The sequence below is a fragment of the Cryobacterium sp. N19 genome (genome assembly GCF_002929595.1).
Classification (GTDB): Bacteria; Actinomycetota; Actinomycetes; order Actinomycetales; family Microbacteriaceae; genus Cryobacterium; species Cryobacterium flavum.
This window is the reverse complement of the sequence record NZ_PJJR01000042.1, coordinates 16,374-39,356: the sequence shown is the minus strand read 5'-3', so window position 1 is coordinate 39,356 and position 22,983 is coordinate 16,374. Positions and strand designations below refer to the sequence as shown.

Here is a 22,983-nt window from a genome sequence, read left to right as displayed (position 1 = left end):
GGTGGCAATTCGGTTCTGGCTGGGCGTTGTGCATCGCGAGCATGTGCTGCGCGGTGTTGATTTGGGAATTGCCCGCGCCAACCGTGGTGCCGGCGACATGATCGCGCAGATGGGCGAGGCTGACGGTATCGTCTACTACTCGCCGAAGACCGCGATCGAGGGCGAACCGCTCAAGGAATTCACCGCGATCGGTCGCATAGCGGATGCCTTCGCGTACCAGGTCGGCGACCCCGGTAACGAATTTCGTCCGTGGCGACGCCGGGCGGACTACGACCTGGATGCCTGGCCCACCAGCATCCGCCCGCTGTTGCCCGTGTTGCAACTGACCCGCGACAACCTCAGCTGGGGTTTTCAGCTGCGAGCCGGCGTGCTGGAGATCTCGCGGCACGACTTCGAGATGATTCGGCAGCAGATGCGCCGGCCCTCCGCCGACGACCGGTAGGGCGTTTGGTCAGTAATCCCTTATTAGACTCAAGCCCATGAATGGCGATCTCTGGTGGGTACCCTCGGTCATCGTTATCGGCCTCGTTGTGGCCGGAGTCTGGGCGCTGGTCGGCGCCTCGCGGCGGCGCACCCTGGCCAGGCTCGGGCAGGTGAGAGCAGTGGCCACCGAGCTGGAACGCAACGCGTCGAGCAGCCTGGTGCGCGCCGACGACGTGGTGCAGGACGCCACCGACGAACTCAGCTTCGCGATCGCGCAGTTCGGGGAATCGGCAACGCGGGAGTTCGCCACCACGCTCGCGACCTCGAGGCGACAGCTCAGCGATGCCTTCGCGCTGCAGCAGAAACTCGATGACGCGGTGCCGGACAGCGCTCTCGAGCGCACCCGCTGGAACCACCAGATTGTGCAGCTCGCCGACGAAGCGACCGGTCGGCTGACCAACCAGGCCCGCGATTTCACGGCCAAACGTGGTGTGGAGCGCAATGCGCCGCAGCAGATCGACGAACTGCGCCGCCGACAGGGCCGGGTGTCCGACCGCGTTGCGGGCGGAGCGAGCACCCTCACGAGGCTCGGCCTCAGCTATTCGGCCGCCGCGCTCGCGCCGATCAGCGGCAACGTCGACCGGGCCCGCACGGCTCTGGACGCTGCGCGGGCGAGCGCCGATGCGGCGGCGGCGCGCCTGGCAGCTACTGAGCCGGTCGGCGAGCAGCTGCAGGCAGCCGAGCACGACCTGTTCCAGGCGACGCAGCTGCTCGACGCGATCGAAACCGGCGAAGACCAGCTCCACCGCGGCTTCGCAAACCTGCAGAAGGCGCTGGATGCTGCCGGTACGGAACTCGCCGAAGCCCGTGCCCTGCGCGATGGCCACGAAGAGTCCGACACGAGCGCGTCGCTTAACCAGGTCATCGCCGACGCCGCCTCCGTGCACGCGTCTCTCCGCGAGCCCGGGCGGCCGAGCGACCCGGCCGCGGATCTGGTGACCCTCGAGGCCGCGATGAACGGGCTGGACAGCATCCGCTCGGAGGCGCGCAACCGCCAGCTGCGCCTCGACAACGCGCGCACCGCCCTGGCCGGGGCGCTGCTCACCGCGCGCAGCCAGATCACCGTCACTCGCGACTTCGTGGGCGCGCACCGCGGACGGGTGCAAGCTGCAGCCCGCACGCGCCTGGCCGAGGCCGAGCGGCAGCTGGCGCTCGCCGTGGCCGAAAGTGACCCGGTGACCGCGCTCGACACCGCGCGCCGGGCGATGACCCTCGCAACGGATGCCGACGCCCTCGCCCGCTACGACACGCACTGAACCCGGCCGGTGACGCACTAGGGCCCAGCGGATGCCGCGGCCCGGCGCCGGATCGCCGGTGTGATCTCCCGCCTGAGCCAGGTGATGGCGTGCGCTTGGTCGAACCGGCGGGCGCAGAGCCCGCAGGCCAGGGGCCGGGTGGGCTGCCGGTACCGAAAGTGGGTGTGCCCGGCGGGGCAGGTGCCCACCCACGGCGCGAGCTCATTGGCGATCTCACCGTCGTGGGTGCGCTTGCCGTCGTAGCCGAGGTCGTGTGCCATCTTCTTCCACCGCGGGCCGTGTCCGGCGCGCGGGCCGGCCAGGGCATGCGCGAGCTCGTGCAGCAGAATTTGGTAGACGTCGTCGTCGACGTAGCGCGAGGCGAGGTAGCGCGACACGGTGATGTGCTTCTTGCTGAAATTGCAGAGGCCCGCCCGCTTCTTCGCGTTGTCGAAGCCGAAAGTCCAGCTGGGGTCGAGGTGCAACACGATGAGTGCGTCAGCCCAGCGGCGCACCTGAGCGAGGTCGGCCATTAAGGACCAACCTGAACTTGGCGCAACTCGACTTGGTAGAGCCGGTCGTCACCGGCCGCCGGCGAGCCCCGGCCATCCGTGTTATTACTCACAAACCACAGTGTGCCAGCAGGCCCGGGCACCACGTCGCGCAATCGACCGAAACTGTGCGCAAACCACTCGGTGGGGGTGGCTGTGGAGGAGTCCGTCGTGATCGGGATGCTCCACAGCCGTTCTCCGCGCAGGCTCGCCATGAAGATGGTGTCGTTCACGATGGTGATGCCGCTCGGGCTGGCCTGGTCGGTCGACCACTGCTGCTCCGGGTCGATGTACGCCGAGTTGCCGGCCTGGCCTTCGACCAGCGGCCAGCCGTAATTGCCACCGGGGACGATGCGGTTGAGCTCGTCCCAGGTGTTCTGGCCGAACTCGCTCGCCCAGAGCTGTCCGTGCGAATCCCACGCCAAACCCTGCGGATTCCGATGCCCGAACGAGTACACCAGCGTGCCGAACGGGTTGTCGTCGGGTACCTGCCCGGTCGCGGTCATGCGCAGGATCTTGCCACCGAGGGCATCAAGGTTTTGGGCGTTGACGGTGTCTCCCGCGTCGCCAGCGGTCGCATAGAGCAGGCCGTCCGGGCCGAACGCGATGCGCCCTCCGTTGTGGTTGCCGGCCCGGGGGATACCGCTCAGAATGACGGTGGGCGCCCCCAGGGTGTGGCTGCCGGGGGAGCCGGCCAGCGGCATCCGCTCGATGCGGTTGTCGTTGGCCGTGGAGAAATAGGCGTACACCCAGCCGTCTCCGCCGGGGGCTGCTTCGTCGGCCAGAAAGGCCAGGCCGAGCAGGCCGCCTTCACCGTTCGGCTGCGCGGCCGACACTTTTCCCGCCTCACGCAGGCTGCCGTCGGTCAGCAGCTCCCGCACCCGGGTCGTGTCGCGTTCGCTGATCAGCGTGGCGCCGTCTGGCAGCCGCAGAATCGACCAGGGCGCCTCGAGTTCCGAGGCGATGACGACCGGTTCGCCGAGCGGATGCACCGGCGCGAGCGGGCCGGCGTCCGTCGCGGTCGGTGCGGGCCCGGCTGGTGTCGAGGTCGACGGAGTAGCGCTCGGCGCGTCCGCGCTGCAGGCGGCCAGCACGAGAACCAGCAGGGTTGCAGATGCGACGGCCGCCGCTCGCCCAAAAGTCACCGTTCACCTCGCCTTCGTGGTGAACACAGCATGCCGTAGAACTCGCTCGGGGGCCACTGTCTCCGGCCGACGGGCAGCACAACTCCTGCAATTTCTGGCTGAGCGCATCGGGCGCCGCGTATTTTCGGACCTGTATCGAGCGCCCGCTGCGAATTGCAGGAGTTTTGCGCGGCAGCCAAAGTGGAAGGTGGTCAGGCCGCGGACCCGCGGGCCGCAATGTGCGATTCAACGACGGCCACGGCGAGCAGCGAGCTGTCGAGTTCGTCGGCGTCGGCGCCGTCCTTCTCCCGAAGAAACACGGCCGCGGTGAAGTCAGCCAACGCGCCCTCGAGGTTGCCCTGGTCGAAGTACACCTTGCCGCGGTGCTGCCGGGCATAGGCGGCGAGGCGGGTCCACTCGTGCACCTCGGAGTCGAGTATGCAGTGCGTCAGCTCGCTCGCGGCCTCATCGAGCTTGCCCTGAAATTGCAAAACCTGCGCACGACGGATGCGACTGGCCACCGCCTGCTCCCGGTTGCCGGTAAAGCGGGACTGCCGCAGCGCCTCATTCGCGATCTCCCAGGCCTCATCGAGCCGCCCGACCAGCCGCAGCAGGGCGACCTTTTCGTTGAGGGCGGCCAGGCTGCGCAGATTGCCGAGTTCGACGAGTCGCTCGCCAGCGGCCAGCAGGTCGACTTTTTCGCGCAGGGTGATGGGATCGTAACCGATGATGAAGCTCAGGGTGTGTTCCTGTATTGACGAGGGCGGCCGCGGCCGCAGGGGAAAGAACGGGTGTGCCCAGAGTACCGCCGCCGGTGAGAAACCGGCCGAAGCCGGGGCGGTGTCGCGCCGGTGGGGGTCGCATCGGGGGAGTTATCTAGGGCAACGTTCACAACTGCGGAGATCTGGGCTGATTTGTCAAACCAAGGGGTGCGGTGACCCGAATTGTGCAGAATCTCCGCAGTTCGGAACGGATGCTCGGCTAGTGCCCGATCTGGAAGACCGTGCGGCCGGGCAGCGGCGACTGCGTCGAGGTCTCATCGGTCGCCACGAGCGAACCGGCCATGAACGCCTTCAGCTCGGCGCCCTCGATCACCTTCGCCGGGTGCGGCCCGTTAGCGAGCAGCCGCGGAATCCAGTTGAGGTCGATCGGCGTGTGCGCCGCCACGAACACGATGTTGCCAAAACGGCGGCCCTTGAGCACCTGGGTCTCGGCGAATCCGATCACGTGCGGGAACACCGCGGAGAGGGTGGCGGCCTGGCCACGCGCGAACGCGAGGCCGGGGCCATCCGCTACGTTGACTGCGAGCACGCCGCGCGGCGACAGCAGCGGGGCGGCGAGCGCGAAGAACTCACGGCTGGTCACGTGCTTGGGGGTGCGCGCGCCCGAGAAGATGTCGACCACGACGAGGTCGACCGCGCCGTTCAGCCCGGCCGGCAGCTTGCCGAGCACCTCGCGGGCGTCGCCGTGGCGCACCCGCAGCTGGGCGCGCTTGTCCCAAGGAAGAACCTCGCGCACGAGATCGATCAAATCGCTCTCGATCTCCACCACCTGCTGGCGCGAGCCCGGTCGGGTCGCCTCGACATAGCGGGGCAGGGTGAGGGCGCCGGCTCCGAGGTGCACGGCGGTGATCGGCTCGTGCGGCTCCCCGAGCAGATCGATGACATGCCCGATGCGCTGGATGTACTCGAAGAAGAGCTCGTCGGGGTGGTCGATGTTCACGTGCGACTGCGGAGTTCCGTCGACCACGAGTTGAAAGCTGCCGGGGGTGAACCGGTCCGGTTCGATCACCGCCGTGTGTCCGCTCAACTTCAATACGACAGAGGGATACCCGTCCGTCGCCACTTCGCCCTTGCGCCCAGTACTCATCCCCCCAGTCTGCGCCCTCTGTGTGTGCGGTACCGGCAACATCCGCTTTCGAGCGACGGGGAAGAGTGGGTTATACCTGAGAATCTGCTCGATCGCAACAATGAGGTGGACACATCAGTCAGGAAGGCATATAGTTGGCCCTTGCGCTCCCAGACAAACTATGCCTTCATATTGCGGTCGGCTTTGCGTGTTCAAGCCACCTTGAGGCACACCTCTTTCGAGGGTCTGCGGAGTCATCACCAATAACAGTAACTAGACCTGACGGGGTCCACGGAGGTTATTTCCTTGGCTGCTGCGCGCAACGCAACCACCAACTCACCCAAGAACGGCCGCTCCCACGAGCGTCTGTCGTTCGCAAAGATCAGCGACCACTTGAACGTTCCGGATCTGCTCGCTTTGCAGACCGAGAGCTTCGACTGGCTCGTCGGCAACGACATCTGGAAGGCTCGCGTCGCCGAGGCCCAGAAGGCCGGACGCCAGGACCTGCCGAATCGCACCGGGCTCGATGAGATCTTCGAGGAGATCTCTCCCATCGAGGACCTCGGCGAAACGATGCAGCTGTCCTTCACCAACCCGGAGCTCGAGCCGGAGAAGTACACCATTGACGAGTGCAAGGAAAAGGGTAAGACCTATTCAGCACCCCTCTATGTGAACGCCGAGTTCATGAACCACCTCACCGGTGAGATCAAGACTCAGACCGTGTTCATGGGTGACTTCCCGTTGATGACCCCCAAGGGCACCTTCGTGATCAACGGCACCGAGCGTGTCGTCGTGTCGCAGCTGGTGCGCTCCCCGGGCGTGTACTTCAACCGCGAGCAGGAGAAGACGTCTGACAAGGACATCTACTCCGCCCGTGTCATCCCGAGCCGTGGTGCCTGGCTTGAATTCGAGATCGACAAGCGCGACCAGGTTGGCGTGCGCATCGACCGCAAGCGCAAGCAGTCCGTGACCGTGTTCCTGAAGGCCCTCGGCCTCACCAGCGAGCAGATCCTTGAGGAGTTCAAGGGCTACGCGTCCATCGAGCTCACCCTCGAGAAGGACAACATCCTTACCAAGGAAGAAGCCCTCAAGGACATCTACCGCAAGCTTCGTCCCGGCGAGCAGGTTGCCGCCGAGGCTGCGCGTGCGCTCCTCGACAACTTCTTCTTCAACTCCAAGCGCTACGACCTGGCCAAGGTTGGTCGTTACAAGATCAACCGCAAGCTCGGCCTCGAAGCGCCGCTGAGTGACTCTGTACTGACGCTGGCGGACATCCTGGCCACCATCAAGTACCTCGTCGCCCTGCACGACAACCAGACCACCCTTCCGGGTCTGCGCGACGGCAAGATGACCGACATCAACATCGACATCGACGATATCGACCATTTCGGTAACCGCCGTATTCGTGCCGTTGGCGAGCTCATCCAGAACCAGGTTCGCACCGGACTGTCCCGCATGGAGCGCGTCGTTCGCGAGCGCATGACCACGCAGGACATCGAAGCGATCACCCCGCAGACTCTGATCAACGTGCGCCCCGTCGTCGCCGCGATCAAGGAGTTCTTTGGTACGTCGCAGCTGTCGCAGTTCATGGACCAGAACAACCCGCTCGCAGGCCTCACGCACAAGCGTCGCCTGTCCGCGCTGGGCCCTGGTGGTTTGTCCCGTGACCGCGCTGGCGTCGAGGTGCGAGACGTTCACCCCTCGCACTACGGCCGCATGTGCCCCATTGAGACCCCTGAGGGCCCGAACATCGGCCTGATCGGTTCGCTCGCCTCGTTCGCGCAGATTAATGCGTTCGGTTTCATCGAGACGCCGTACCGTCGTGTGCAGGGCAACAAGGTCACCGAGACGATCGACTACCTCACCGCGAGTGAGGAAGACGACTTCATCGTCGCCCAGGCCAACGCGCCGCTCACTAAGGACTCGCACTTCGCCGAGGCCCGCGTGCTCGCTCGTAAGAAGGGTGGCGAGGTCGACCTCGTTCCCGCTGAAGATATCGGCTACATGGATGTCTCGCCGCGCCAGATGGTGTCGGTCGCGACGAGCCTCATCCCGTTCCTGGAGCACGACGATGCAAACCGCGCGCTCATGGGTGCCAACATGCAGCGTCAGGCGGTGCCGCTGCTTCTCAGCGACAGCCCGCTCGTCGGAACCGGCATGGAGGTCTACACGGCCATCGACGCCGGTGACGTGCTCACCGCGCTGAAGCCCGGTGTGGTCTCCGAGGTGTCGGCTGACGTTGTTACCATCCAGCTCGATGAGGGCGGCACGCAGGACTACTACCTGCGCAAGTTCTCGCGCTCCAACCAGGGCACGAGCTTCAACCACCGCGTGATCGTCAACGCCGGTGAGCGCATCGAAGCCGGCGAGGTCATCGCCGACGGACCCGCCACCGACCAGGGAGAGCTCGCCCTCGGAAAGAACCTGCTCGTGGCATTCATGCCGTGGGAAGGTTACAACTTCGAGGACGCGATCATCCTGAGCCAGAACCTGGTGAAAGACGACACCCTCTCCTCGATTCACATCGAAGAGTACGAAGTGGATGCCCGCGACACCAAGTTGGGTAAGGAAGAGATCACCCGCGACCTTCCCAACGTGTCTCCGGACTTCCTCGCCGACCTCGACGAGCGTGGCATCATTCGCATCGGAGCCGAGGTTCGCCCCGGCGACATCCTCGTCGGCAAGGTCACGCCCAAGGGCGAGACCGAGCTTTCCGCCGAGGAGCGCTTGCTGCGCGCCATCTTCAACGAGAAGAGCCGCGAAGTTCGCGACACCTCGCTGAAGGTTCCCCACGGTGAGCGCGGTACCATCATCGGTGTCAAGGTGTTCGACTCGCAGGACGGCGACGACGAGCTCGGCTCGGGCGTCAACCAGCGCGTGGTCGTGTTCATCGCCCAGAAGCGCAAGATCACCGAGGGTGACAAGCTCGCCGGCCGTCACGGCAACAAGGGTGTCATCTCCCGCATTCTGCCGATCGAGGACATGCCGTTCCTCGCCGACGGAACCCCGGTTGACATCATCCTCAACCCGCTCGGTATCCCCGGTCGTATGAACTTCGGTCAGGTGCTGGAAACCCACCTCGGCTGGATTGCGAAGCAGGGCTGGAACGTCGAGGGCAAGCCGAAGTGGGCTGCTCGTCTTCCGGAGCACGCCTTCAGCGCCGCCCCCGGCACGAAGGTCGCTACCCCGGTATTCGACGGCGCGCTCGAGATCGAGATCGAGGGTCTTCTGGACTCCACGACCCTGACTCGCGACGGCGAACGCCTCATCGGTTCCTCGGGCAAGACTCAGCTCTTCGACGGCCGCTCCGGCGAGCCGTTCCCGATGCCGGTGTCCGTTGGATACATGTACATCCTGAAGCTCCACCACCTCGTCGACGACAAGATCCACGCACGGTCGACGGGTCCGTACTCCATGATCACGCAGCAGCCGCTGGGTGGTAAGGCGCAGTTCGGTGGACAGCGTTTCGGTGAGATGGAGGTGTGGGCGCTCGAAGCATACGGAGCCGCTTACGCCCTGCAGGAACTCCTGACCATCAAGAGCGACGATATCCTCGGCCGCGTCAAGGTGTACGAAGCCATCGTCAAGGGTGAGAACATCCAGGAACCCGGCATTCCCGAGAGCTTCAAGGTTCTTATCAAGGAAATGCAGTCGCTCTGCCTGAACGTCGAAGTACTTTCGGCCGATGGCACCGCAGTCAGCCTGCGCGACACGGATGACGAGGTGTTCCGCGCTGCGGAAGAACTCGGCATCAACATTTCCACCCGGTTTGAGTCGTCGTCCATCGACGACATCTGAGCTTGTCAAGGCAGGGCCCGCCCCGCAATCTTCGAAAACTTTCCAAGGAGAGAAATTGCTCGACGTAACAACATTTGACGAGCTTCGTATTGGCCTGGCTACCGCAGACGACATCCGTCGTTGGTCGCACGGTGAGGTCAAGAAGCCCGAAACCATCAACTACCGCACGCTCAAGCCGGAAAAAGACGGCCTGTTCGGCGAGCAGATCTTCGGACCCTCACGGGACTGGGAATGCTCTTGTGGCAAGTACAAGCGTGTTCGCTTCAAAGGCATCGTCTGCGAGCGTTGCGGTGTAGAGGTCACGAAGTCATCGGTGCGCCGTGAGCGCATGGGCCACATCGAGCTCGCTGCTCCGGTCACGCACATCTGGTACTTCAAGGGTGTGCCCTCGCGTCTCGGCTACCTGCTGGACATGGCTCCGAAGGACCTCGAAAAGGTCATCTACTTCGCCGCGTACATGGTCATCACGGTGGACGAAGACGGTCGCCACCAGGACATGCCTGGCCTCGAGAACGAGCTTCGCCTCGAACTCAAGACCATCGAGTCCAGCCGCGACTCGCGCATCGCCGATCGCCTGCAGCGCCTTGAAACCGACCTCGCAGCACTGGAGGCCGAAGGCGCCAAGAGCGACCAGAAGAAGCGCACGAAGGACGCCGCCGAGAAGGAAATGGGCCAGGTTCGCAAGTCCCTGGACGAGCAGATCGCGCACCTCGAGCGCGTGTGGGAGGACTTCCGCACCCTCAAGGTCGGCGACCTGAAGCCGGAAGACTCCGTCTTCCACGAGCTCCAGGACCGTTTCGGAATGTACTTCGAGGCCTACATGGGCGCCGAAGCCATCAAGAAGCGCCTTGAGGCTTTCGACCTGGTCACCGAGAGCGAAAACCTGCACCTGCAGATCGCTGAGGGCAAGGGTCAGAAGAAGATCCGTGCCATCAAGCGTCTGCGCGTGGTCAACGCCTTCATCATGACCGGCAACTCGCCGGCCGGAATGGTGCTCGACGTCGTACCCGTGCTCCCGCCGGAACTGCGCCCGATGGTGCAGCTCGACGGTGGGCGTTTCGCCACCAGCGACCTCAACGACCTCTACCGTCGTGTGATCAACCGCAACAACCGCCTGCGTCGTCTGCTTGACCTCGGTGCTCCCGAGATCATCGTGAACAACGAGAAGCGGATGCTGCAGGAGGCCGTCGACGCACTGTTCGACAACGGTCGTCGTGGTCGCCCGGTCACCGGTACCGGTAACCGTGCCCTCAAGTCCCTGAGCGACATGCTCAAGGGAAAGCAGGGTCGTTTCCGTCAGAACCTGCTCGGCAAGCGCGTGGACTACTCTGGCCGTTCGGTCATCGTGGTCGGCCCGCAGCTCAAGCTGCACCAGTGTGGTCTGCCCAAGCAGATGGCACTCGAGCTGTTCAAGCCGTTCGTGATCAAGCGTCTGATCGACCTGAGCCACGCTCAGAACATCAAGGCTGCCAAGCGGATGGTCGAACGCTCACGTCCGCAGGTTTGGGACGTGCTCGAGGAAATCATCCGCGAGCGCCCGGTCATGCTCAACCGTGCACCCACCCTGCACCGCCTCGGCATCCAGGCCTTCGAGCCTCAGCTCGTTGAAGGTAAGGCAATCCAGCTGCACCCGCTCGTCTGCGCGGCGTTCAACGCCGACTTCGACGGTGACCAGATGGCCGTCCACCTTCCGCTCTCGGTTGAGGCCCAGGCCGAGGCACGCATCCTGATGCTCGCCTCGAACAATATCCTCAAGCCGTCTGACGGCCGCCCGGTGACCCTGCCCACCCAGGACATGATCATCGGTCTGCACCACCTCACCACGATGAAGGAAGGTGTGGTCGGAGAAGGCCGCGCATTCTCCACCGTGTCCGAGGCCATTCTCGCGTTCGACCAGAAGTCGCTCGACCTGAACGCCAAGGTGCGCATCCGCTTGACCGACAAGTACTTCACCGAGGGCACGCAGCCCGAAGGCGTCGAGCTGGTCAACGGCCAGGCCGTCGGAACCGTTCTCGTCACCACGAGCCTCGGTCGCGCCATCTTCAACGAGGCGCTCCCGGCCGACTACCCGTACTTCGAAGACGTTGCCAACAAGGTCACCATGTCGACCATCGTCAACGACCTCGCGGAGCGGTACGTCAAGGTGGAGGTTGCTGCAACCCTCGACCGGATCAAGGATGCCGGTTTCTACTGGGCAACCCGTTCCGGTGTAACCGTTGCGCTCAGCGACATCCTCACCCCGCCGAACAAGCCGCAGATCGTTGCCGGCTACGAGAAGCAGGCCGCCAAGGTTCAGGCACAGTTCGAGAAGGGTCTCACGACCGACCTCGAGCGTCGCCAGGAGCTCATCCAGATCTGGACTCGTGCCACGGAAGACGTCGCCGCAGCGATGCAGGCGAACTTCCCGGCCGACAACACGATCAACCGCATGGTCACCTCGGGTGCTCGTGGTAACTGGCTGCAGGTGCGAAACATCGCCGGCATGCGAGGCCTCGTGAACAACCCGAAGGGTGAGATCATCCCTCGCCCGATCATCTCGAGCTACCGCGAAGGCCTGTCCGTCGCCGAGTACTTCATTGCTACTCACGGTGCTCGTAAGGGTCTGGCCGACACTGCTCTGCGTACCGCTGACTCGGGTTACCTCACCCGTCGTCTGGTGGACGTCTCGCAGGATGTCATCATCCGCGAAGACGACTGCGGAACGACGAAGGGCCTTGAACTGCCCATCGCCGGAACAGACGCCACGACCGGTGCGCTCCTGCGGGGCGAAGACGGCGGCCTCCTGGTCGACTTCAACGTCGAGAACGCGGTCTACGCCCGCAGCCTGGCCGCAGCCGCGGTCAACGCTGCCGGTGAGGTCATCGCCGACGCCGGAGACGACGTCGGAGACGTGCTCATCGCGAAGCTCATTATCGGTGGTGTCGAAACCATCAAGGTGCGCTCGGTACTGACCTGTGAGTCGGCTGTCGGTGTGTGTGCGGTCTGCTACGGCCGGTCGCTCGCTACCGGCCAGCTCGTCGACATCGGTGAGGCCGTCGGTATCATTGCCGCACAGTCCATCGGTGAGCCCGGCACCCAGCTGACCATGCGTACTTTCCACACGGGTGGGTCGGCATCCGCTGACGACATCACCCAGGGTCTGCCGCGTGTTCAGGAGCTGTTCGAGGCGCGTACCCCCAAGGGTGCATCGCCCATCGTCGACTCTGCCGGACGCATCACGATCGAGGATTCGGACAAGGGCCGCAAGGTCATCCTGACCCCCGACAGTGGCGACGAAGCTATCGCCTACCCGGTGCTCAAGCGTTCAACCCTCCTCGTTGAGGATGGCCAGCACGTTGAGCTGGGGCAGCAGATCATCATCGGCGCCGTCGACCCGAAGGAAGTTCTTCGCGTCAAGGGCGTTCGCGCGGTGCAGAAGCACCTCGTCTCCGGTGTGCAGGAGGTCTACCGTTCGCAGGGTGTACCGATTCACGACAAGCACATCGAGGTCATCGTTCGTCAGATGCTTCGCAAGGTGACCGTCGTCGAACACGGTGACACCGGACTGCTTCCGGGCGAGCTCGTTGACCGGTTGAAGTACAACGACCTCAACCGCACCGCGCTCACCGAGGGCAAGAAGACGGCATCCGCTCGCCAAGAAGTCATGGGTATCACCAAGGCATCGCTGGCGACCGAGTCCTGGCTGTCGGCCGCTTCCTTCCAGGAGACCACCCGGGTTCTGACCCAGGCGGCCATGGAAGGCAAGAGCGACCCGCTGATGGGCCTCAAGGAGAACGTCATCATCGGTAAGTTGATCCCCGCTGGCACCGGCCTTCCCCGCTACCGCGACGTCACCGTCGAGGCCACGGAAGAAGCCAAGGCTGAGCGTTACCCGAACCGCATCTTCACCGAAGATGCAACGTTCAATGAGGGTGACCTGAGCTTCGTCGACTTCGACAGCTTCTCGTCGGACGACCTGGCGCCGGGTACGTATAACTAACCCGCAGTTCTAAACGGATGGCCCCTGCTTCGGCAGGGGCCATCCGTCGTTTAAGCACTCGAGCGCGGTGCCGGGCAGCGGATGCCGCGTGCTGGCTTCGCGCGCCCGCCCCGCCGCCCGGGCCCACCGTAGGGAACCGGGCCCATGATCTATCCTGGTCCCACTTTCCGGGCCCGGGCCCGGAAAGTAGACGGAGGGCGAAGGGGAGAGGACGGGAAACGGGGTGAAGAGACGTATACTCGGGTTCTACTGCAATTGTGCCCAGTTTGGGGGAGCCGTGTGTGGCAACCCTGACTGAGATTCTCATTCTGCACGGTCTGCTTCCGATCGAAGCTCTCGACACCCTGTTGGCGGGGGATCCGGCCGATGAGGGCGCCGTTCGGCGGCTTGTCGACAGCGGAATTATCACCGAGCTGCAGTTCGCGAAGGCACGAGCCGCCCAGGCTAATCTGCCCTTTGTCGAACTGCTCGAGTATGCGGTCGAGGCGAGTGCCCTCGCCCTCGTGTCGCCGCTGGTCTGTCGACGACACGAAGTGCTGCCAATCGGAATTGAGGGCGGCCGGCTCGTGCTCGCAATGGTGGATCCCGGTAACGTGTTCGCGCTCGACGATGTCGGTGAGGCCTCTCGCATGCGAGTGTCTGCGGTGGTCGCCGAGCGCAGCGATCTGCTCGCGGCGATCGCTCGGTTCCATCGCGCCGACGACGAGCTCAGCAACCTCACGACCACGCTTGAGGAAGAACACGACTCGATCCTGTCGTCGCCTGATCCGAGCGATGAAGCCAGCGACGATGCTGCACCCATCGTGCGCTTCGTGAACCTGCTCGTGAGTCAGGCCATCCAAGACAAGGCCAGCGACATCCATATCGAGCCCGGGGAGGTCAGCCTGAGGGTGCGGTATCGCATCGACGGAGTGCTGCACGAGATGCCGAGCGCACCGAAGAGCATTCAGAACGGCGTCATCAGCCGCCTGAAAATCATGGCCGACATCGACATCGCGGAGCGTCGCAAACCGCAGGACGGCCGTATGTCGGTCAGTCACGGCGGCCGCAAGATTGACCTGCGCGACCTGTCACTGCTCGACCACAACTACGACGCCTTCAAGGCGGCTTACTCCAAGCCCTACGGCATGATCCTCGTGACCGGGCCGACCGGGTCGGGTAAATCGACGACCCTGTACACCACCCTCTATTCGGTGGCCAGACCGGAGATCAACGTGATCACGGTCGAAGATCCGGAACGCCTGGTGCTCCACCCGCGCCTCGGCCAGCCGCCGAGCCGTGACATCCTTCAACTGGTAGAGCAGCCCGGTGGCGAGTTCACCCTCGTGGATCTCGGCGATGCACACATTGACCCAGATCTCTTCGCCTTCGCTGCAGCGTATCTGCCGCTCGGAGCGTTGGCGGGCGTGCTGCTCGGCGCGGAACGGTGACGGGGCTGCATCGGGTTCCTCGATGACACAGAAGATATCCTCGACCGACTTGTTGAGCACGCTGGTGGGAGCGCCGGTCAGCTCGAACAAACGCCGATTGCCTTCCAGAACGCGGCCGTCGCGGGTCACGATGGCGGTTCCCAACGGGGATGACGCGAACGCCGCTTCGAACTTGGCCTGCATGGCTGTCACTCTCTGTTCAGCCAGCCGCAGGGCCGTGACGCTGGCCAGGTGGCCGACCAGAACGCCGTTGTCATAGGTCGGCGCTGAATGTACCTGCACCCAGTTCACCTGGCCGTTCGGTGTGCGAAACCGCAGACTGGTCTGGTACGCCGTGCCGTCGGCCGCGTGCACGGCCCATTCGCTGCCCACCCGCTCAGTGTCATCGGGGTGCATGGCAGCGGCCCATCCGGAGCCCTGGGACTGCTCGGGGGTGAGTCCGCTAAGCGCCAGCCACTGGTCGTTCGAGGTGAGCAGGCCTCCGGTCGAATCCAGCTGCACGATCCCTGGAGATCCATGGTGGCTGCCTCGTTCGTCGACGCGCACGAAGACAAGGCAAGCGTGATGGCGAGCGGGACGCTGATGGCGGCGATTCTCCCGCCGAGACTCAGAAGTGGAGCGGCATTTTGCCGCGTCAATACTCCATGCCGGGCTTGAGACCGTCCTCCATCTCGAAACAGGGCGAGAAGGAGTCGATTTTCAGAGTCTTCCCAGAGTCCCAGACCCCCGCGCTGTAGGAGTCTCCCTGTGTCGCGATCATGTCTACCCGGAGTGTGCCGCCGCGAACGGCTTTTCGTTCCACGGTCACCCCGGGCTTTTGCTCCCACGCGGATGCGATCGCTTCGATGAGCTCCTCGCCATTCACCTCACCGATCAAAGTGAGGGTCGTGAGGCCGGGCCAGGTATATCCGCCCGCCGAACATCCCATGAGGTGTGCCGTCGTGAACTGAGACTGATCGCCCACATTTTGCGCTGGGACAAGGGCCGCAGCCTCGTCCGCCATCGCCACTGCGATGCCCTTAGCTGTCTGCAGATCCATCATCGCCTCACTTTCCGGGTCCGTCGACGTATACGACGCCAACACTGCTGCCAGCGCGACAATCCCGACGATGGCCGCCCATTTTCCTGTGGGATTCATCCGTAAATCAGCTCCTCAAGATCTACAAGGACCAGTCGATTGTTCACATCCGGAGAGGCCTAGGTTGTTGCTGTCAATCGGAAAGCCCTGCCTCATGGAGGACCCGGACGACTCAATCAATACTTCATGCCAGGCTTCGTGCCGCCCTCCAGCTCGAAACACGGCGAGAAGGAGGTGATTTGAAGTTCGGTGCCAGGAGCCCAAATCGACGCACTATAAAAGTCTCCCTGAACGCCCGTCATGTCTACCCTCGGTGCGCCCTGCCTGGTCTTGCGTCGCTCCACGACCACTCCGTCCTTCTGCTCCCACGCGGAGGCAATAACATCGATCATCGCCTCCGCATCGACATCACCGACCAGAGTGACAGTCGTTCGACCAGGCCAAGCCAACGTGTCATTCGCGCAGCCCAACAAATAGGTCATCTGCAACTGAGACTGGTCGCCCACATTCTCGGAAGGAACGAGTGCAGCGGTCTCGTCCTCTAATGCCATCGCGATGCCCTTCGCTGTCTGGAGATCCATGGTCGTCTCGCTTCCCTGATTTGTCGGCGCACATGAAGTCAGCACGGCTATAAGAATGAGCAATCCAGTAATTGCCGTCGTCTTTCCCTGGCGATTCATCCGTAAATCAGCTCCTGTAGGTCCACAAGAACCTCTTGATTATTCAAATCGTCGGTGGCGACGAGGTTGTGATTGTCCAACGGTACGCTCGGGTTCAATATCAACGCCCCTTCCCTATCCATTGAGATGAAGGGCTTCGGGCCTTGGTAGAACGGCCCGGCATCGAAGGCGCCGTTGGAGCGCGGGTTGTTCCCGTCTCCGACGACGCCAAGGCCTTGCGCGGATTGCAAAATATCTTCATAGGAGAAGTCGGCGTAGTTAGTGTCGGGATGGGGCTCCCACTCTTCTGGCATCCACGCTCCGGGCAACGAGACGACCGAATCGTAGTGGGCTCCGGCGACCTCCGCCGAGGTGATGTTAGCGAGCCCCCAGCTGTGGCCGATAGCTATCGACGCGGTATCAGTGAGCCAGGGATCTAACGCCAGACCCGTTTCGAAGGCGGCGAGGGTCTTACCCGTCTTGTCTGCGAAGGCTGCGGAATTCGCGTCCGCTACCCCCACCGGTGTCCTTAACGCCGACTCTCCGAAATAGCCAACTTTCTCGCCGAGAGGACCATCCGTGTCTCCCGGAAATAGCCCGTCCTTATAGACGAATGCCACGGTGTCAGGATGACTAACGACGAACCATTGAGACAGTCGTTGAACCGAACCGTCATAGAACATGCCCATCTTGCTCATGGTGCCGGGGACATAGGTGATGCGGTGGCGTGTCTCGTCCGACGGCGTCCCCAGCATTTCCACGATACGCGACGCATCACGGTCGTACAGATACAGCTGGATATCGCCGTCCGCAGCGGCTTGCAAGTAGTCGCGCTCCAACGCAAGCTCCTTCAGGAGCGCCACGGCTTCGAAATACCCTTCGACAGACTCCAGCGAGGACCNTGATTCTGGTGCTGGCGTTGAGGCGGTTGGCGGCGACGCGGGCGAGGGCTGGTAGTCCGTTCAACGATCCGAGCAGGGCCGGGGCCCCGGCGATGAGGGCGAGCTGAGCGGGTTCGCCCAGCTGCTGCCACCGCTCGGCGACGGTTTCGGGGGTGGCGGTCAGCATCCGCTTCATCAGGTCGGGATTGGTGGCGATCAGCACGGCCAGATCGGCTTCCGACAGCGTATTCATGCGGACGATCAGATCGTCGACCGACGACCCTGCTGCCCCAGACGAGCCAAACCAGGCGGTCGCACCGAGCACCTGATCCGACTCCAGATCGCGCACGCAGACGTCATCGGCGGTGCGGCGCCTGGTCGCCAACTCGTCCCACACCACATCGATGGCGGCGATCGCCGCGTAGGCGACCTCGAACGCTTCCTCCCGGCGAGTCTGGAGAACTGTGGTGGGCATGAAGATGAAGGTGTCACCCGGCTGGGCGAAGTCGGTCTTGCCGAATTGCAGGTCGTAGAGATCAGTGTCGGCGGTAATCCGCCGCGCTTCCAGCAGACGCTGCTCGCCCTGAATCTCATCGACCGTGACGGAATACGTTTGGAGCGCGGCGGCCTGGGCGTCCAACCCTCGAATCAGCAGGTCGATCTCCGGTACCAGCGCCACGAGCCGGTCAACAAAAGCGTCACGCGAGAGCGCGGTCCACCCGGTCGTTTCGGCGCAGGAATGCGCGCTGGTCAGCGTCGTCTGCAACGTGCGCAGATTCGCGGCCTTGGCGGAGCGAATTCTGGACTCGGACAGGATACTGTCCGGCTCGCCCAGCCCCGGATTCGCGACGGTCCACACGGTCAGTTCAACTTTCGGCCGAGGGCGCTGTCGGTGGCCCGAAACGTCTCGGCCACGGTTGCCGGAAACGCGCTCAACTCGGTCAGCGTGAGCGCGGCGAGTTCGGCGCGCTCAACCTGTTGCGCTGTGCCATCGCGCAACGCGGCTGCGACAGCGTCGCTCTGCAATCCGCCCTGTGGCCACCGAAAAGTCCAGTCTGAAAAGCTCAACTGCCCGGCCGCCCCCGACAACGTCGACGACAGATCGTCGAGCACCGAATCAGTCACGCGTAAAGCCGCCATCAGCATCCCCCGGCCAGATTCGACATGCCCCTTGTTGAACCGTACTGGTTCGAGCTTAGCGGCGGAAGGCGCTGACCTCGGTGGCCGGGGATTTGCTGACGCCTTGCCGTGCAGGCAGACCCGATTGCTGGATCGCCTTCCGCTTGGCGTTCCCACCGTAGAGGTCTGTCACGCGGGGTACGCTCGAGGAACGGGTTTGTCGCCGATGCGCCTGAACTCGATCCTGGGGGCGCACGTGCGGTTGAAAGTTACGTTGGCTCGGTCCAACGGTCAGAATGACGACATCGTCGTCACAACGGATGCCGCGGCCAGCATTTCCGACGTGGCCGGCACGATCGCTCGGGTCGATCCGCGATCGCCGCTGACACCGGGAACCACCGCGCAGCCGCTCACCCTGCGCACCGTCGCTCCCGGCGGCACCGACTGGCTGCTGCTGCCTCCCGACGCCCTGATCGGTGAGGACTGGGTCGGTTCCGGCGCCAGCGTTGCTCTGGCCGACTCGGATTTGTTCTACCTGTCCCAGGAGCACGGTGCCGCTCCGACGCTGGCCGTGATCCACGTGCTGACCGGGCCCGACGCCGGAGCCCAGATCGCTCTTGGGCGCGGTACGACCATCATTGGTCGCGGCGCCGACTGCGACGTCGTGCTCAGCGACAAGCTCGTCTCGAAACGCCATGTGCGTCTCGAAGTCGCTGCGGGTATCGACCTGATTGATCTCGGTTCGGCCAACGGCGTTGTCATCGACGGCGGTCTGGTGACGCGGCTGCGCATCGAGCAGAGTGAGATCGTGCAGATCGGCGACACCCAGCTGCGCATCACCGTCGTGGAGACGGTGGCCGCGACCGGCGACGAACACCGCGACGGTCCGGTGTATTTCAACCGGTCGCCGCGCGTGGAAGGTCGGTATGCCGGGCAGGAGTTCGCGGCGCCCGAGGTTCCGACCGAGAAAGACGACCAGCCGTTCCCGTGGCTCGCCATGGTGGCACCGGTGTTGCTGGGCGTGAGCATGTGGCTCATCTTCGACCGCCCGGCCGCCCTGTTGTTCGTGTTGATGAGCCCGATGATGCTCATCGGCAACTTCTTCATGAATCGCTCCAAGGACAAGCGGCTGCTGAAGCGATCGATCGGCCGGTTCGACACCCGTCTGGCCGCGTTGAGCGCCCAACTGCTGACCGAGCGCACGCTGGAACAGCAGGCCCGGCTTGGAGAATCGCCCTCGACCAATGAGACCCTCACCCAGTCGCTCGAGCGGGCCGCGCTCATGTGGACGCGCCGACCGGAGCATTGGTCCTTTCTCAACGTGCGGCTCGGCCTCGGTACGATGCGCTCACGCAACACGATCGACGCTTCCCTGCGCGGCGAGCTGCTGCCCGAGTTTCAGGAGCGTCTCGACGCCGTCATCACCGAACACGCCACGGTCGATCAGGTACCGCTCATCGACAACCTGTTCGATGCCGGCGCCCTGGGGATCGCCGGCAGCGCCCCCGCCTGTGTGGGCACCGTCAACTCCCTGCTCGTGCAGCTCACCGCACTGCACTCGCCGGCAGAATTGGCCGTCGCGTCGCTCGTTACCCCGCAATGGTCGAACGAGCTGGAATGGCTCAAATGGCTGCCGCACACCTCGTCGCCGCAGAGTCCACTGGCTGGCGGCCACCTGGCCGACAGCGCGTCGAGTGCCGCATCCGTTCTCGCTGCCCTTGAAGAGGTCATCGCCCAGCGGAATAAGTCCACGAAGTCTGCGCGGCGCGGCGCGATGGAGCAGGAGCGTGCCGCCCTCGAGCGGGGCGAAGAAGTCGGGTCGAGTAACACCGGCGAGGGCACGAAATCGCCCATCCCGGCGATCATCGTGGTCATCTCCGACGACGTCGCCGTTGACCGGTCACGTCTCGTTCAACTCGCCGAGAACGGTGCGGATGCCGGTGTCTACCCGGTCTGGATCGCTCGCACCGTGGCCGCGCTGCCCGCCGCCTGTCGGACCGCTGTCGAAATCGACGAGAGTACCGGGCTCGGCACCGTCTCGTTCGTGCGACTCGGTGAGACGATAACGGATGTCGCGGTCGAGTCGGTCGATTCGCCTACCGCCCTGCACTTCGCCCGCCGCCTCGCCCCGGTCATCGATGCCGGCGCCCTGATCGCCGACTCGAGCGACCTGCCCCGCTCGGTGTCGATGGTCACGCTGCTCGGCCACGACCTGGTCGAGGCACACGACGTCGTGATCGATCGGTGGCGCCAGAACGCTTCGATGCACGATCGTACCCCCGGTGCGGTGCCGCGCTCCAAACGCGCCGGAACCCTGCGCGCCATTGTCGGGTCCACCGGGGTGCAGGCGATGCACCTCGACCTGCGCACGCAGGGCCCGCACGCCCTGGTCGGCGGCACCACCGGCGCTGGCAAGAGCGAGTTCCTTCAGGCCTGGGTGCTCGGCATGGCCGCCGAATACAGCCCCGACCGGGTGTCCTTTCTGTTCGTCGACTACAAGGGCGGCTCAGCGTTCGCCGACTGTGTGTCGCTTCCGCACTGTGTGGGGCTCGTCACCGACCTGAGCCCGCACCTGGTTCGGCGGGCGCTCACCAGCCTGCGGGCCGAACTGCGCTACCGGGAACACCTGCTCAACTCCAAAAAGGCCAAGGATCTCATCGAACTCGAGAAACGCGGCGATTCCGACAGCCCGCCGGCGCTCGTTCTCGTCATCGATGAATTCGCGGCCCTGGTGAGCGAGGTGCCGGAATTTGTGGACGGCGTCGTGGACATCGCGCAGCGCGGTCGATCGCTCGGCATCCACTTGATCATGGCCACGCAGCGCCCCGCCGGCGTCATCAAAGACAACCTGCGGGCGAACACCAACCTGCGCGTGGCGTTGCGCATGGCCGACGAATCCGACAGCAACGACGTCGTCGGGGTCAAGGATGCCGCCCACTTCGACCCGGGGCTGCCCGGCCGCGGCATCGCCAAGACCGGGCCGGGGCGGTTGCAGCAGTTCCAATCCGGATATGCCGGCGGTTGGACGTCGCGTGAACCCGAAAATGCCGAAATAGGCATTGCCGAGTTGCGTTTCGGTGGAGAAACCGCGTGGGAACCGCCGAGCGACCCGCTCGCCGGGCAGGAGCGTGAGCTCGGCCCGACCGACCAGCAGAAGCTCGTTGCGGCACTGGTCGGTGCCGCCGGTGCGGCGCAGATCCCGCCGCCTCGGCGCCCGTGGCTCGACGAGCTGCCCCTGCTCTGCGATCTGGGCCCTATTCTTCAGCAAACGGATGCTGCACTCGTGCTCGGCCTGGCCGACGCACCGACCGAGCAGCAGCAACGCCCGGTGCGTTTTCTGCCGGACATCGACGGGCACATCGGCATCTACGGCACCGGTGGCTCCGGCAAGAGTGTTGCGTTGCGCACCCTCGCGATCGCGGCCGGCAGTACGAGCGACGGCGGGCCCGTCGCGGTGTACGGCCTCGACTTTGCCGCTGGCAGCCTGCGCATGCTGGAACCGCTACCGCACGTGGGCAGCATCATCGGTGGTGACGACACCGAGCGCATCATTCGGCTGTTCCGGCTACTCAAAGCCGAGCTGGAATCGCGTGGCAACCGCTTTGCCGAGGCCACCGCATCGACCATTGCCGAATACCGCACACTGGCGAACCGCCCGAACGAGCCGCGCATCCTGCTGCTCATCGACGGGTTTGGGGCGTTTCGCGAAGACTGGGAAGTGGCCAGCGGCCGGTCGAATTGGTACGACGTTTTTCGCAGCATCCTCTCCGACGGTCGTCAGCTGGGCATCCACGTTGCGTTCACGGCCGACCGTTCCGGCACGGTGCCCAGTTCCGTGCGTTCCAGCGTTCAGCGCCGCGTGGTGCTGCGGCTCGCTGACGATACCGGTTACAGCCTGCTCGACGTGCCCGGCGACATCCTCAACGCCAAATCGGCGCCCGGCCGCGCCATTTTCGACGGACTGGAGACGCAGATAGCGGTCTGGGGCGGTTCCGCCGTCGCCGCAGAGCAGGCCGCAGCGGTGCGTGTGCTGGCCGACACTTTGCGGGCGCAGGGCATTCAGGCCGCCCTGCCCATCGGAAGCCTGTCGCGAGATTTTCCGGCGAGCGAACTGCCTGACCGAGTCAAGACCCGACCCGCTCTGGGCCTCAGCGACGAGACGCTGTCCCCGGTGGGTTTCGAGCCGCGCGGCACGCTGCTCTTGTCTGGGCCGCCAGCCAGCGGGCGCAGCAACGCTTTGCGCGCACTCGTGCACGCCTTCGAACGCTTTGACCCCACGATCGCCCGGTACTACATTGGCAACGCACGGTCAGGGCTGGCCGGGCTGCCCGGCTGGGTGGCGACCGCGACGACCGTCGCCGAGGCCGTTGACCTGGGCAAAGAAATCACGCTGGCGGTGAGCGCCGACCTGGCCACACCCAGAATCGTGATCGTCATTGAAAACCTCGCCGATTTTCTGCAGACCCCGGCCGATGCAGTGTTGGTCGAGCTCATCAAACAGGTCAAGCGCAGCGACCATTTTCTGGTCGCCGACGGTGAGACCGCGTCGTGGAACTCGTCCTGGCCGCTGTTCGCCGAGATGAAGAACACGAGGCGCGGTCTGCTGCTGCAGCCCGACACCATCGAGGGCGACATCCTGCTGAAGACTCCGCTGCCGCGCCTGAACCGCGCCGAATTTCCGCCCGGCCGCGGCATGATGGTATCCGGCGGCAAGGTTGTACGCGTGCAGCTGCCGCTCGTGGAGTAGTTGGGACTAGACCGAGGGTTCACCCCCCCACTCGACCCGACGGGGTATTGC

Annotated in this window: 15 protein-coding genes and 1 pseudogene; 7 read left to right on the top strand and 9 right to left on the bottom strand. The window is 64.4% G+C overall.

The features are described 5' to 3' along the window. Position 1 precedes the first annotated feature (1 nt). Together CXY78_RS02480 and CXY78_RS02475 are read left to right on the top strand one after the other, a co-directional pair. On the top strand, positions 2–442 hold the full coding sequence (locus CXY78_RS02480; protein ID WP_104087885.1) for an EVE domain-containing protein: 441 nt from the start codon (positions 2–4) through the stop codon (positions 440–442). A 37-nt stretch (positions 443–479) separates the two neighbouring features. Continuing rightward, entirely contained in the window at positions 480–1,739 is a 1,260-nt protein-coding gene (locus tag CXY78_RS02475) for a hypothetical protein (RefSeq protein ID WP_104087884.1), read from the top strand. Positions 1,740–1,756: 17 nt separating this feature from the next. Here the strand turns inward: CXY78_RS02475 and CXY78_RS02470 are convergent, their stop codons facing one another. The 3 genes from CXY78_RS02470 to CXY78_RS21455 all read right to left on the bottom strand — a co-directional run bounded on the left by CXY78_RS02470 (position 1,757) and on the right by CXY78_RS21455 (position 3,818). After that, on the bottom strand, positions 1,757–2,251 hold the full coding sequence (locus tag CXY78_RS02470) for a SprT-like domain-containing protein (protein ID WP_092341671.1): 495 nt from the start codon (positions 2,249–2,251) through the stop codon (positions 1,757–1,759). Then, positions 2,251–3,414 carry a sorbosone dehydrogenase family protein gene (locus CXY78_RS02465; protein ID WP_092341670.1) on the bottom strand — a complete coding sequence of 388 codons (1,164 nt, stop codon included), beginning with the start codon at positions 3,412–3,414 and terminating at the stop codon, positions 2,251–2,253. Before CXY78_RS02465 ends, CXY78_RS02470 begins: the two co-directional genes overlap by 1 nt. A gap of 191 nt (positions 3,415–3,605) precedes the next feature. After that, positions 3,606–3,818 carry a hypothetical protein gene (locus CXY78_RS21455; protein ID WP_233197172.1) on the bottom strand — a complete coding sequence of 71 codons (213 nt, stop codon included), beginning with the start codon at positions 3,816–3,818 and terminating at the stop codon, positions 3,606–3,608. On the opposite strand from CXY78_RS21455, the gene CXY78_RS21450 reads away from it, so the two are divergent. After that, entirely contained in the window at positions 3,813–4,151 is a 339-nt protein-coding gene (locus CXY78_RS21450) for a hypothetical protein (protein ID WP_233206061.1), read from the top strand. The two genes, CXY78_RS21455 and CXY78_RS21450, sit on opposite strands and share 6 nt — an antisense overlap. A 223-nt stretch (positions 4,152–4,374) precedes the next feature. Here the strand turns inward: CXY78_RS21450 and CXY78_RS02455 are convergent, their stop codons facing one another. Then, the gene (locus CXY78_RS02455) at positions 4,375–5,262 is read right to left on the bottom strand and encodes a spermidine synthase (RefSeq protein ID WP_092341668.1); all 888 of its coding nucleotides are present in this window, start codon (positions 5,260–5,262) and stop codon (positions 4,375–4,377) included. A 285-nt stretch (positions 5,263–5,547) separates the two neighbouring features. Between CXY78_RS02455 and rpoB the strand changes: the two genes are divergently transcribed. The 3 genes from rpoB (at position 5,548) to CXY78_RS21445 (ending at position 14,448) form a co-directional block, all read left to right on the top strand. Beyond that, a complete protein-coding gene (rpoB, locus tag CXY78_RS02450; RefSeq protein ID WP_092341667.1) occupies positions 5,548–9,039 on the top strand; it encodes a DNA-directed RNA polymerase subunit beta in 3,492 nt (1,163 codons plus the stop codon). 55 nt (positions 9,040–9,094) lie between these two features. After that, on the top strand, positions 9,095–13,018 hold the full coding sequence (locus CXY78_RS02445; RefSeq protein WP_092341666.1) for a DNA-directed RNA polymerase subunit beta': 3,924 nt from the start codon (positions 9,095–9,097) through the stop codon (positions 13,016–13,018). A gap of 257 nt (positions 13,019–13,275) precedes the next feature. Then, on the top strand, positions 13,276–14,448 hold the full coding sequence (locus tag CXY78_RS21445) for an ATPase, T2SS/T4P/T4SS family (RefSeq protein ID WP_369827226.1): 1,173 nt from the start codon (positions 13,276–13,278) through the stop codon (positions 14,446–14,448). On the opposite strand, the pseudogene CXY78_RS22025 reads toward CXY78_RS21445, so the two are convergent. From CXY78_RS22025 to CXY78_RS02410, 5 genes and pseudogenes are all read right to left on the bottom strand, one after another. Beyond that, positions 14,332–14,949, bottom strand: a pseudogene (locus CXY78_RS22025) (PAS domain-containing protein); the annotation flags it as partial. The gene CXY78_RS21445 and the pseudogene CXY78_RS22025 overlap by 117 nt on opposite strands. 133 nt (positions 14,950–15,082) lie before the next feature. Beyond that, on the bottom strand, positions 15,083–15,586 hold the full coding sequence (locus tag CXY78_RS02430; protein ID WP_092341664.1) for a hypothetical protein: 504 nt from the start codon (positions 15,584–15,586) through the stop codon (positions 15,083–15,085). Positions 15,587–15,702: 116 nt separating this feature from the next. Beyond that, positions 15,703–16,206, bottom strand: a complete 504-nt coding sequence (locus CXY78_RS02425) for a hypothetical protein (RefSeq protein WP_092341663.1) — start codon at positions 16,204–16,206, stop codon at positions 15,703–15,705. Continuing rightward, positions 16,203–17,024: a hypothetical protein gene (locus CXY78_RS02420; protein WP_104087879.1), complete on the bottom strand. Its 822-nt coding sequence runs from the start codon at positions 17,022–17,024 to the stop codon at positions 16,203–16,205. Before CXY78_RS02420 ends, CXY78_RS02425 begins: the two co-directional genes overlap by 4 nt. Before the next feature lie 903 nt (positions 17,025–17,927). Further along, positions 17,928–18,191: a hypothetical protein gene (locus tag CXY78_RS02410; RefSeq protein WP_134505369.1), complete on the bottom strand. Its 264-nt coding sequence runs from the start codon at positions 18,189–18,191 to the stop codon at positions 17,928–17,930. Positions 18,192–18,411: 220 nt separating this feature from the next. Here CXY78_RS02410 and CXY78_RS02405 point away from each other — a divergent pair, with 220 nt between their 5' ends. Next, entirely contained in the window at positions 18,412–22,932 is a 4,521-nt protein-coding gene (locus CXY78_RS02405) for an FtsK/SpoIIIE domain-containing protein (protein WP_233206063.1), read from the top strand. The last annotated feature ends 51 nt before the right edge of the window (positions 22,933–22,983 follow it).

Coding starts and splice junctions, on each gene's coding strand:
- CXY78_RS02475 (WP_104087884.1), top strand. CDS start 480: ATGAATGGCGATCTCTGGTGGGTACCCTCGGTCATCGTTATCGGCCTC.
- CXY78_RS02470 (WP_092341671.1), bottom strand. CDS start 2,251: ATGGCCGACCTCGCTCAGGTGCGCCGCTGGGCTGACGCACTCATCGTG.
- CXY78_RS02455 (WP_092341668.1), bottom strand. CDS start 5,262: ATGAGTACTGGGCGCAAGGGCGAAGTGGCGACGGACGGGTATCCCTCT.
- CXY78_RS02430 (WP_092341664.1), bottom strand. CDS start 15,586: ATGAATCCCACAGGAAAATGGGCGGCCATCGTCGGGATTGTCGCGCTG.
- CXY78_RS02425 (WP_092341663.1), bottom strand. CDS start 16,206: ATGAATCGCCAGGGAAAGACGACGGCAATTACTGGATTGCTCATTCTT.
- CXY78_RS02405 (WP_233206063.1), top strand. CDS start 18,412: ATGCGCCTGAACTCGATCCTGGGGGCGCACGTGCGGTTGAAAGTTACG.